General features: G+C 68.2%; 12 protein-coding genes. 6 read left to right on the top strand and 6 right to left on the bottom strand.

Going from position 1 to position 9,692, the window contains the following annotated elements:
• Positions 1-304 precede the first annotated feature (304 nt).
• Both VHS75_RS00945 and VHS75_RS00940 read left to right on the top strand, forming a co-directional pair.
• On the top strand, positions 305-814 hold the full coding sequence (locus tag VHS75_RS00945) for a GFA family protein (RefSeq protein WP_329636727.1): 510 nt from the start codon (positions 305-307) through the stop codon (positions 812-814).
• A 100-nt stretch (positions 815-914) separates the two neighbouring features.
• Positions 915-1,190, top strand: a complete 276-nt coding sequence (locus tag VHS75_RS00940; protein ID WP_329636726.1) for a hypothetical protein — start codon at positions 915-917, stop codon at positions 1,188-1,190.
• Positions 1,191-1,254: 64 nt separating this feature from the next.
• Here the strand turns inward: VHS75_RS00940 and VHS75_RS00935 are convergent, their stop codons facing one another.
• Complete coding sequence (locus tag VHS75_RS00935) at positions 1,255-1,551, bottom strand: hypothetical protein (protein ID WP_329636725.1); 297 nt, start codon at positions 1,549-1,551, stop codon at positions 1,255-1,257.
• A gap of 233 nt (positions 1,552-1,784) precedes the next feature.
• Between VHS75_RS00935 and VHS75_RS00930 the strand changes: the two genes are divergently transcribed.
• A complete protein-coding gene (locus tag VHS75_RS00930; RefSeq protein ID WP_329636724.1) occupies positions 1,785-3,437 on the top strand; it encodes a S10 family peptidase in 1,653 nt (550 codons plus the stop codon).
• A gap of 18 nt (positions 3,438-3,455) precedes the next feature.
• Here VHS75_RS00930 and VHS75_RS00925 read toward each other — a convergent pair whose 3' ends face one another.
• A complete protein-coding gene (locus tag VHS75_RS00925) occupies positions 3,456-3,773 on the bottom strand; it encodes a hypothetical protein (protein ID WP_329636723.1) in 318 nt (105 codons plus the stop codon).
• Between the two features lie 87 nt (positions 3,774-3,860).
• Positions 3,861-4,205 (bottom strand): helix-turn-helix transcriptional regulator, encoded by a 345-nt coding sequence (locus VHS75_RS00920; RefSeq protein WP_329636722.1) that lies wholly within the window; start codon positions 4,203-4,205, stop codon positions 3,861-3,863.
• A gap of 157 nt (positions 4,206-4,362) precedes the next feature.
• Here VHS75_RS00920 and VHS75_RS00915 point away from each other — a divergent pair, with 157 nt between their 5' ends.
• The 3 genes from VHS75_RS00915 (at position 4,363) to VHS75_RS00905 (ending at position 7,105) form a co-directional block, all read left to right on the top strand.
• Positions 4,363-5,424 carry an aldehyde reductase gene (locus tag VHS75_RS00915; protein WP_329636721.1) on the top strand — a complete coding sequence of 354 codons (1,062 nt, stop codon included), beginning with the start codon at positions 4,363-4,365 and terminating at the stop codon, positions 5,422-5,424.
• Positions 5,425-5,434: 10 nt separating this feature from the next.
• Positions 5,435-5,806 (top strand): MmcQ/YjbR family DNA-binding protein, encoded by a 372-nt coding sequence (locus VHS75_RS00910; protein ID WP_329636720.1) that lies wholly within the window; start codon positions 5,435-5,437, stop codon positions 5,804-5,806.
• Positions 5,807-5,875: 69 nt separating this feature from the next.
• Positions 5,876-7,105 (top strand): hypothetical protein, encoded by a 1,230-nt coding sequence (locus tag VHS75_RS00905; RefSeq protein WP_329636719.1) that lies wholly within the window; start codon positions 5,876-5,878, stop codon positions 7,103-7,105.
• Between the two features lie 145 nt (positions 7,106-7,250).
• On the opposite strand, the gene VHS75_RS00900 is transcribed toward VHS75_RS00905, so the two are convergent.
• The 3 genes from VHS75_RS00900 to VHS75_RS00890 form a co-directional block, all read right to left on the bottom strand.
• Positions 7,251-7,751 (bottom strand): GFA family protein, encoded by a 501-nt coding sequence (locus VHS75_RS00900; RefSeq protein WP_329636718.1) that lies wholly within the window; start codon positions 7,749-7,751, stop codon positions 7,251-7,253.
• Positions 7,752-7,815: 64 nt separating this feature from the next.
• Complete coding sequence (locus VHS75_RS00895) at positions 7,816-8,349, bottom strand: MotA/TolQ/ExbB proton channel family protein (RefSeq protein ID WP_329636717.1); 534 nt, start codon at positions 8,347-8,349, stop codon at positions 7,816-7,818.
• 105 nt (positions 8,350-8,454) lie between these two features.
• The gene (locus tag VHS75_RS00890) at positions 8,455-9,426 is read right to left on the bottom strand and encodes a fatty acid desaturase family protein (protein WP_329636716.1); all 972 of its coding nucleotides are present in this window, start codon (positions 9,424-9,426) and stop codon (positions 8,455-8,457) included.
• Between the last annotated feature and the right edge of the window lie 266 nt (positions 9,427-9,692).

The raw sequence follows: 9,692 nt of genomic DNA, 5'->3' as shown, positions 1-9,692 counted from the left end.
CTGACTGCGCCCCGCCAAAACCCGTCCCCGAAACTGAACTCGCACCCAGACGATCACAGCCCCCCGCCGCAAGCGGCCGACGGCGGCCGCCTTCAAGATAACTCCAACGCCGATGCCAGGCCTCGCCCCCCCAACCGTGAGCCGTGTGAGATATCCGGGCTAGAGCCCTTCCCACTTAGGTTGGATCAACCTGAGTGGACAAGAAGGGCTCCAGATATAGACGACGACCCTGTTCTTTCCCGGCTGACTTGATTCAAGTCAGCCGGGACAGGGTCTAGGCCCGCGCCCAACCGAGAGTGTGACGATGAGGAAGCCCGCCGCCGCCAAGCCCCCCAAGGCCTCGGCGGTCCAGGCCGCAGGCGCCTGCGTCTGCGGCGCGGTGCGCATCGAGATCGACGTGCCGGCGGTCTGGGCTTGGCACGACCATTCGCAGCGCAGCCGCCACGCCCAGGGCGCCGCCTACGCCACCTATGTCGGCAGCTGGAAGAGCCGCTTCCGGTTCCTGGCGGGCGAGGATTGCCTCACCCGTTTCGAGGACGTCGAGGCCGGGACCGCGCGCAGCTTCTGCGCCCGTTGCGGCACGCCCATGCTCTACGAACGCGCCCGCTCGCCGAAGATCGTCAACATCCCCCGCGCGGTCTTCACCGGGCGCACGGGCCGCGAGCCCCGCTACCACATGAACCTCACCGAGCAGGCCGACTGGACCTGGGCCGGCGAGCCGCTCGGGCCGCTCAAGGGCTATCCGGGCGTCATGCGCGAACGGCCGCGGAAGAAGACCCGCCCCGCGCCTCCGGATGTGATGTTCGAGCCCTAGCCCGCGGCTTGCCAAGAATAGGGGCCGGCGCGATGCTCGCCGGGCATGCGACGCGGCCGGGCCCTGTGCGCCCGCCCGTTTGGCGCAAGGGAGCTCAGCTATGCTCAAGGACCTTCCCGCCGCGGCGGGACCGGGCGGACGCCCAACCGACATCATCGCCCCGCTGATCCTCGACTTCCTGCAGTGGCTCGACCGCGAGCCGCGGACCTATGCGGAGGTCATGGACGCCTGGCGCACCTCATGCCCGCGCCTGACGGTCTGGGAAGACGCGGTGGACGCAGGCTACATCGCCCGCCGACGCGCCGATCCCGGGTGCGTGCTGGTGGAAGTGACCGCGCGGGGCCTGGGCCTGCTGCAGGCCGCCGGCCGCGCCTAGCCCCCTCGGCCTGGAGCATCGCGCCCCGCCACCGTAAGGCTGGCGGCGGGGCGAAGCTCAGCGCCTACCGGCGGTCGTGGTCGCGCCGGTGGTCGCGGTCCCAGTCGCGGCGGTCGTCGCGGTCGCGGTAAACCGGGGCGGCGTAGCTGTAGGCGTCGTAGCCATAGGCCGGATAGCTGTAGCCGTAGCCATAGTTATAGATCGGCGCCGCGTAGTTGTAGCCGCGATAGCCGCGGTCGTCGTGGCCCCGGCGCGCTTCGTAGCGGCCGTCGGCGTGGTGATAGTCCTGCGCCATGGCGGCGGCGGGGATGGCCAGGGTGGCGGCGGTCGCGGCCGCCAAGAGGATCGTCTTCATCGACATGATCTTTGGCTCCTGAGTGCGGCGCGTCCCGGGATCGGGAACGTCGTCGGATCGAGGATGACCCTAGGCTCGCCCGTCTGAACGCCGCGGGGACGGCCGGTTGTCCGCGGTTCACCCATCGCGAAGGTTTGTTTCACCGCTGGAATTCACATGCGGTTGTCAAAGCCTGCCCCCGCGGCCTAGCTTGCCGGTTCATTTTTCGGGGGATCATCACTGTGTTGAGGAAAGTCTTGTTGGCGGGCGCGGCCCTGTCGCTGATCGCCGGCGTCGCCGTGGCGCAACCGCCGTCGCCGGGCCAGCCGGCCACGGCTCAGGCCGCCGCCGCGAAGAAGCCGGACGCCGCCACTGCGGAGCCCAACGCCGGGGTGCTGTTCAAGCCGGAGCGCGCCGACAGCGAGGGCGTGGTCACCGTCGAAGGCCAGGTCATCCCCTATCACGCCGTGGCCGGCACTATCGTCGTCCACCCGCGCGGCTGGGACGACGCCGCGCGCCGCGAGGTCGGCCCGACGCCGGGGTCCGACCTGGGCGCCGGGGCCAACCCGCAGGCCGAAGCCTCGATGTTCTACACGGCCTATTTCAAGAAGGGCGCGCCCAGCGCCGACCGGCCGATCACCTTCATCTACAACGGCGGTCCCGGCTCCTCGACCATGTGGCTGCACATGGGCGCCTGGGGTCCGAAGCGGATCGTCACCGTCGACAACGGCCAGCACACCCCGGCCGCGCCCTATTCGGTGATCAACAATTCCTATTCGATGATGGACGTCAGCGACATGGTGTTCATCGACGCGCCGGGCGCCGGCTTCAGCCGCATCGCCGGCAAGGACAAGGAAAAGGCCTTCTGGGGCGTCGACCAGGACGCCTACGCCTTCGACCAGTTCGTGCTGGCGTTCCTGTCGCAGTACGGCCGCTGGAACAGCCCCAAGTATCTGTTCGGCGAGAGCTATGGCACGCCGCGTTCGGCGGTGCTGATCAACGACCTGTCGACCGGCGAGAGCGTCGACTTCAACGGCGTGATCCTGCTGTCGCAGATCCTCAACTTCGCCCTCAGCGTCGACGGCGCGGAGAACAATCCCGGCAGCGACCAGGCCTATATCACCGCCCTGCCGACCTACGCGGCCTCCGCCTGGGCCCGCAAGCTGGTGCCCAATGCCCCGACCGACATCGAGACCTATCTGAAAGAGGTCGAAGCCTTCGCCACCGGCGACTATGCGCTGGCCCTGCAGCAGGGCTCGGAGCTGCCGGCGGCCAAGAAGCGCGAAATCGCCGAACGCTACGCCCGTTACACCGGCCTGCCCGCGGCCTACGTCCTGCGCGCCGACCTGCGGATCACCGGTGGCGAGTTCGAGAAGGAGCTGCAGGTCGACCAGGGCCTGACCACCGGGCGTCTCGACACCCGCTTCTCCGGCCCGGACATGGACCCGCTCAGCAAGGAAGCCAGCTACGATCCGCAATCCGCCGCGCTCAGCTCGGCCTATGTCACCGCTTTCAACGACTATGCGCGCCGGACACTCGGCTACGGCGAGGGCAAGATCTTCAAGCCGTCGATCAACACCTTCCGCTTCTGGGACAACAACCACGTGCCGCCAGGCCGTGGCGGCGGCTCGCCGCGCGCCATGCTGAACGTGATGCCTGACCTGGCCTCGGCCATGAAGTATAACCCGAGCATGAAGGTCATGCTGCTGGGCGGCTACTACGACCTGGCGACGCCGTTCTTCGAGGGCTGGTACGAGATGCACCACCTGCCGATGCCGGACGCGCTGCAGTCCAACATCAGCTACCACTACTACACCTCCGGCCACATGGTTTACGCCAACGAGGCGTCGCTGAAGGCCATGCACGACGACGTGGCCGCCTTCATCACCAAGACCAACAACGTCCGGAAGTAGCGTCAGCCGGGACAGGGTCTAGGACTTGTCGCTGTCCGTCTTGGCGACGTCCTTGCCCTCGCCGCGCTTCAGCCGGGCGCGGCGCGGCATGGCGCGGCGGCGCTCCATGTGCTGGTGGAACTGGCCCGCCTGGTTGACCAGCAGGGCCACGTCCATCAGCGCGACCAGCAGAGTGCTGACGCCGCCGCCGCGGGAGAAGTCCTTCGGCAGGTCCTGGAACTGGTGGATCAGGCCGAGCACCAGGCCCACGCCCAGCAGCGCGTTGTAGGGCCGCCCGAGCTTGGTCTGCAGCCACTCGTCGAGGTGATAGGCGAGCTGCGCCAGGTTGCGGATCATGGGCTTTCCCCCGGAGGCCGTTGTGTCCGGTGGCAGTCTAGAGCGCGTCAGGGTGAAGTGGATACCGGTTCACCCATCCGACGCACTCTAGGCTTCGGCGCGCCGGGCTTCCGGCGCCGCGAGGGTTGCGTAGAAGTAGGACACCGGCGCCTCCAGCGCCTGGGCGATGGCCCAGAGCTGCGCGGCCGAGATGCTGCACAGGCCGCTTTCGTACTTATGCACCTGCTGGAAAGTGACGCCGCAGGCGCCGGCCAGATCCTGCAGGGTCAGGTCCATGATCCTGCGGCGCAGGCGGATGGCGCGGCCCAGGCGTTCCTGGATGTAACGGGTGTCAGAGGGCGTAATCGGAGCCGGCCGCAGGTGACGCATCGGGGGGTCGTTTGCGGCCTGCAGGTCAAGGGCCGGCTCCGAAAGGCTGTGTTGTGCTTCCATGCGCCCATTCTCGGGCGCCGCGGCGGCCTCGTGGAGTTGCAGCGCAGCGCGGCGGGATGCACGAAGTTGCAAGCCACCGTTGCAAGCTTTCGATTTCACCGCTCGCCAAAACTGCTATGTCTTCATCTGAGCAGTGTAAACATAGGGGCGGCAGACGATGAGCGGCGGCGAAACGGTGCTGGTGACCGGCGGGTCCGGCTACATCGGCGGATGGTGCGTGGCGAGCCTGTTGCAGCGCGGCTATGTGGTGCGCACCACGGTCCGCGACCTCTCGAAGGAAGCCGCCGTCCGGGCCTCGCTGGGCAAGCTCACCGATCCGGGCAATCGGCTGAGCTTCTACGCCGCCAACCTGACCTCCGACGACGGCTGGGACGCCGCGGTCGATGGCTGCGACTACGTCCTGCACGTGGCCTCGCCGCTCGGCGTCGCCGAGCCGAAGGACCCCAACGATCTGATCGTTCCGGCCCGCGAGGGCGCCAAGCGGGCTGTGGGCGCGGCGATCAAGGCCGGTGTCAAGCGGGTGGTCCTGACGTCCTCGGTGGCGGCGACCAACAAGGGCGCGGCCTGGCGCGACGCGGTCGATGAGGGCCCGGCCGCTCCGACCGGCGACTGGATCAGCGACGAAACCGTCTGGACCGATCCGGACGCGCCCAAGGTCAGCGCCTATGCGCAGTCCAAGACCCTGGCCGAACGCGCGGCCTGGGAACTGATCCATGCTTCCAGCAGCGACACGACCCTGGCCACGATCAATCCGGCCCTGGTGCTCGGCCCGGTCACCAGCGGCGACTTCTCGGAGTCGGTGCAGGTGGTGGAGCGTCTGCTCTCCGGCCGGGTGCCAGGCCTGCCGCGCCTGGGCTTCAACGTGGTCGACGTGCGCGACGTGGCCGACCTGCACATCCGCGCCATGACCGACGAGAAGGCCGCCGGCGAGCGGTTCATCGCGGCGGGCCATTTCGCCTGGATGGCGGAGATCGCCGACATCCTGCGGGCCAATCTGGGCGCGGCGGCCGGCAAGGTCCCGACCCGCAAGGTTCCGGATTTCGTGATCCGCCTGGCCGGCCTGTTCGACAAGGACCTGGGCTCGGTGACGCCCGGCCTCGGCCACCGGCATGACTTCTCGCACGCCAAGGCCGAGCGCATGCTGGGCTGGAAGCCCCGGCCCCTGGAGGAGACCATCATGGACTGCGCCAACAGCCTGGTCGCCACCGGGGCTGTCTGAGCCCGCCCAGATGCTCGCCACCGATCCAGACGCAGTCCTCGCCCGTCTGCGGGCGGCGTGTCTGGCGTTGCCGGAGACCGGTGAGCGGGTCAGCCACGGCTCGCCGGCCTTCGACGTGGCCGGCAAGATGTTCTGCTACTTCTGGCACAACCATCACGGCGACGGCCTGACCGCGGCCTGCCTGAAGGTCACCGGCCGCGACGAACTCGACATGCTCATCGAGGCCGATCCTGAACTCTACAGCTGGCTGCCCTACCTCAGCCCGGGCGGCGGCTGGATCGGCCTCTGCCTCGCCGACCCCGATCTCGACTGGGGCCATGTGGAGGCGCGGCTGCGCTCCAGCTGGCGCCTCGCCGCGCCAAAGCGGCTTCTCGCGCTCTAACGCGTTTTCCGGGATGACACGGGAGGGCGGACAGCCATAGTCGCCGCTTCGCTTTTCGGGGAGCAGGACATGCGGAGACTGGGTGCGCTGATCGTTGCGGCGGCGTTGGCGGTGAGCTGGAGCGCCAGTGCGCAGACGGCGCAAAGGCGTCAGCCGCAGGAGGCGCATGGCTACACGCGCTATGAGCTGCTGGCGCCGGGGTCGGGGAAGTTCCGGATCATCTACGACATCACCGCCGTGCGGACCGGCGCGACGGCCTTCTTCAACCCGATCCGCAAGGGCTCCGTCGCCTCCGACGAGAGCGTCACCGACATGGCCACCGGCCAGCCGCTGAAGTTCGCCCAGGTCTCGGGCGACAGCGCCAAGACCACCGGCCTGCCGGAGGCCGATCCCAAGTCGGACTACATCCGTGTCGAGCTGGCCCATCCGGTGCCGGCCGACGGCGGCGAGGCGCGCATCCTGATCGAAAAGACCTACGAGGACGCCAAGAGCTACTACGTCGACGGCGCCGACCTGATCTTCGACCGCGGGCTGGGCATCAAGAAGAACGCCGTGGTCCTGCCCAAGGGTTATGTGCTGACGTCCTGCAACTATCCGTCCCAGGTCACCCAGGAGGCCGACGGGCGCTTGCGGATCAGCTTCTACAATATCACCCCAGGCGAGGCGCCTCTGAAGCTGCGCGCTTCACCCGGAAACCTCTCGGCCACGCCCACCAGCGTGAAGGGCAAGTTCGGCGAGCGGGCCAAACAGACCCGCGACATCGTCTATTTCCTTCAAGCCCCGGAAACCCACGCCTTCGACCTCTACCACGACTACACCGAGGAGAAGGCCGGGGTCAGCCGCTACATCAACGTCGTGCGCACCGGCTCGGTGGCCACCAATCCATCGGCCCGCAACCTCGACACCGGCGAGGCCATCCCGGCCGTCCACCTGAAGGGCGAGGAGATCACCAAGGCCGGCATCGACGACCCGGAAATCGGCAAGATCACGCCCTCGAGCGAGATCGTGGTGTTCAACTTCAAGCCGCTGAAGCCCGGCCAGTCGATCCGGTTGCGGATGAGCGAGACCTACACCGACCGCGGCCGCTACAAGCTGGCGGGCGACGAGCTGGTCTTCGACCGCACCTTCGGCCGCGCCGAGAACGCCGTAGTCCTGCCCAAGGGCTGGGTGCTGACCAATTCCTCGGCCCCGGTTACCGTCAGCCGCACCGAGGACGGCCGCGTCCGCCTGGACTTCAACAACGCCCGCCCCGACGAGATCGAGGCCCTGTTCACGGCGAAACGGGTCACAGGCGGCTAGGCCCAACACCGCCTGTCCCGGCGAAAGCCGGGACCCAAGCTGAGTCTCAGGAAGGGGCGCCCAGCGGCGGCGCTGCGGACCTTTGCCCGCCTCGGCTTGGATCCCGGCTTTCGCCGGAATGAACGGTGAAAGAGGCAGGGTTTTTCTAGGCTACCCACAGTCCTCGACTCTTATGCCAGTCCTCCAGCGACTCCTCGGGGTAGAGGTCGAAGGTCGCGTCGCCGGCGCCGAGGTTCAGGACCACCCACGTCGGCTTGTACTTCAACATCAGGTGCACCCTCGAGGGCGGGGCGGGCAGTTCCGAGTCGATCGCCGAGGCGAAGGGGTGCGTCAGGTCCGGCCATTCCGGCGAGAACAGCCACAGCGCCGTGGCGCAGCGCGAGCAGAAGTTCCGCTCTGCGGTCGAGAGTTCGCAGGGGCCCCCGTCCTCATCGCGGATCTCGGCGCGGAAGACGCGGATCGTCTTGTCTGGATCGTCGATCTTCAGCGTCCTCGCGTCAGCGCCCAGATTGATCGCATAGCCGCCTCCGCCGGCGGTCTTGCGGCAGATCGAGCAATAGCAGCGCTGGTAGGGCTGCGGCGTGTGGCTCTGCACCGTGAAACGCACGGCGCGGCAGCGGCAGGAGCCTTCGAGGGTCATGGGCATGGCGTGCGTCCGGGTCCGGAGGGATCGCTCCAGACCCTAACGACGAAGGCCGCGATCGGCTGCGTCAGGTCGCCGTACGGGCCAGCGGGGCCGAAGCCGTGCGATCGGCGGGCGCGGTGGCGTCCAGGGGATGCAGGCGGGCCTTCAGATGGCGTTCGCCGATCGCGGCGATCGCCGAGGCCAGACAACCCAGCGTGATGCAGAGGAGCGCCTCCGCAAGGCCGGGCGCCAGGATGCTGAGCGTCGGGACCGGGCGCACATTGGCGATGCCGATGCAGGCGTCCATCAGGCCGTAGGCGGCCGCGGATAGGCCCAGCATCGGCGCGCCGGCGGCGATTGACGAAAGCCAACCCATGATCGATCCGGACCGGTGAGTTGGGTGCGTGGCCTCCGCGACCCATAGCGCCGCAGCGGCGATGACGGCGGCGAACAGCACGATCATAGCCACGAGCACCACCGGCTTGGCGTGACTGATGACGAGCAGACCGGTGAGCCGCTGGTCGGGGGGCAAGACCGTGAGGGATGGATCGCCGGCAGCGGCCCAGGCCAACGCCGGAAGGGCCGTGGCGGCCAGCGTGAGGAAAAGCAGCTTGCGCATAGGGGGGCGTCTCCGAACTACGGTTGTAATTCTCATCATGAATTACACGCGTAGTCTATGCGGTCAAGGCGCCATCGCGGACTGTCTTGGACGCGAAACTAGAGGTCAGGCCGCGGCGGCAGTGGACTGTGGCGCGACCGGTCTGGAGCTCGCGCGCCGCAGGACATCCACATAGCCGCGCGCGGTCAGCATGCCGTTCATCACGCCCTTGGCCTTCAGCAGGCGGTGGGCGCGGGGCAGGTTGTAGCAGGGCACATGCATGAACATGTGGTGCTCGCAGTGGTAGTTCACATAGTAGGGCGCGATCACCGCCCGCTCGACCCAGTTGGCCCGCGTGGTGCGCGCGTGGCGCAGCGGGTCGGGCTCGTCCTTGGCCACGCAGGCGTGCTCGGCGATGTTGCGCAGGCGGCTGATCATCGGCAGCCAGGTGGCTTGCGGGACCAGCCACAGCACCGGCCAAACCCACCAGGCGCCGAAGGGCGCCGTCACCGCGACGGTGACGACCATGCCGGTCAGGAACCGGCGGCGCGCATAGACCGCCTCCTTCAGGATGGGCCACAGGGGCTCGCCTGGCTTGCGATGGGCGATGCGCCTGAAGAGCCCCGACCAGCGCTGCTTCCAATAGGTCTGGCCGGTCAGGTCGCGGACGATCTTGCGGCGCAGGGACCTGGGCGTGATCGGGAAGGGCGCCGACAGCACCAGGTCCGGGTCCTCGGCCTGCTGGGCGTATTTGTGGTGCGCCAGGTGGTAGTTGCGGTAGTCGATCAGGCCCCCGGTGGTCAGGTGGTTGCCGACCCAGTCATTGACCTTCAGGTCGGGATGCAGGGCCGCGTGGGCGGCGTCGTGCATCAGGATCGCCACGCCCAGCTGGCGGCCGCCGATGATCATGATCGCCAGCGGGATCGCGGCGAGCTTCCACCATCCCGGCGCCGCGACGGCGACCGCCATGGCCAGGCCGATGACCAGCCAGGCGTGGGCCAGCAGCGCCAGGCCTTTCCAGCGCGAGCGGCGCGCCAGGGGCGCCCATTCGTCGGGCGCGAAATAGCTCTTCGGGTCTACGCGGGTCGCAACGGCCATGGTGGGATTGTACGCGATCCTCCCCCACAGGGGGAGGGGAACCGCGGAACGCGGTGGAGGGGGTTTCATCCATGGCGCTGGGGGCTGGAACCCCCTCAGTCAGCTACGCTGACAGCTCCCCCTGAGGGCAGGGCTATCGCATGTGAGTCATGAGCCGCATGAGTTCTTGATCGTCCCACCTGGCTTTGAGTCGTTTGTGGGAGAGGGGGATCTTGGCGGGGTCGGCTCTGAGGACATTGAGGGCCATTCGTCTGAGGGCGGCGAGG

Source organism: Phenylobacterium sp. (assembly GCF_036264965.1).
Classification (GTDB): domain Bacteria; phylum Pseudomonadota; class Alphaproteobacteria; order Caulobacterales; family Caulobacteraceae; genus Phenylobacterium.
This window is presented reverse-complemented; position numbering and strand designations above follow the sequence as displayed.

What these genes read in the sequence shown, in the direction of transcription:
- VHS75_RS00905 (WP_329636719.1), top strand. Translation starts at nt 5,876, where the DNA reads ATGCGGAGACTGGGTGCGCTGATCGTTGCGGCGGCGTTGGCGGTGAGC.
- VHS75_RS00935 (WP_329636725.1), bottom strand. Translation starts at nt 1,551, where the DNA reads ATGTCGATGAAGACGATCCTCTTGGCGGCCGCGACCGCCGCCACCCTG.
- VHS75_RS00925 (WP_329636723.1), bottom strand. Translation starts at nt 3,773, where the DNA reads ATGATCCGCAACCTGGCGCAGCTCGCCTATCACCTCGACGAGTGGCTG.
- VHS75_RS00910 (WP_329636720.1), top strand. Translation starts at nt 5,435, where the DNA reads ATGCTCGCCACCGATCCAGACGCAGTCCTCGCCCGTCTGCGGGCGGCG.
- VHS75_RS00920 (WP_329636722.1), bottom strand. Translation starts at nt 4,205, where the DNA reads ATGGAAGCACAACACAGCCTTTCGGAGCCGGCCCTTGACCTGCAGGCC.
- VHS75_RS00940 (WP_329636726.1), top strand. Translation starts at nt 915, where the DNA reads ATGCTCAAGGACCTTCCCGCCGCGGCGGGACCGGGCGGACGCCCAACC.
- VHS75_RS00890 (WP_329636716.1), bottom strand. Translation starts at nt 9,426, where the DNA reads ATGGCCGTTGCGACCCGCGTAGACCCGAAGAGCTATTTCGCGCCCGAC.
- VHS75_RS00895 (WP_329636717.1), bottom strand. Translation starts at nt 8,349, where the DNA reads ATGCGCAAGCTGCTTTTCCTCACGCTGGCCGCCACGGCCCTTCCGGCG.
- VHS75_RS00945 (WP_329636727.1), top strand. Translation starts at nt 305, where the DNA reads ATGAGGAAGCCCGCCGCCGCCAAGCCCCCCAAGGCCTCGGCGGTCCAG.
- VHS75_RS00915 (WP_329636721.1), top strand. Translation starts at nt 4,363, where the DNA reads ATGAGCGGCGGCGAAACGGTGCTGGTGACCGGCGGGTCCGGCTACATC.
- VHS75_RS00900 (WP_329636718.1), bottom strand. Translation starts at nt 7,751, where the DNA reads ATGCCCATGACCCTCGAAGGCTCCTGCCGCTGCCGCGCCGTGCGTTTC.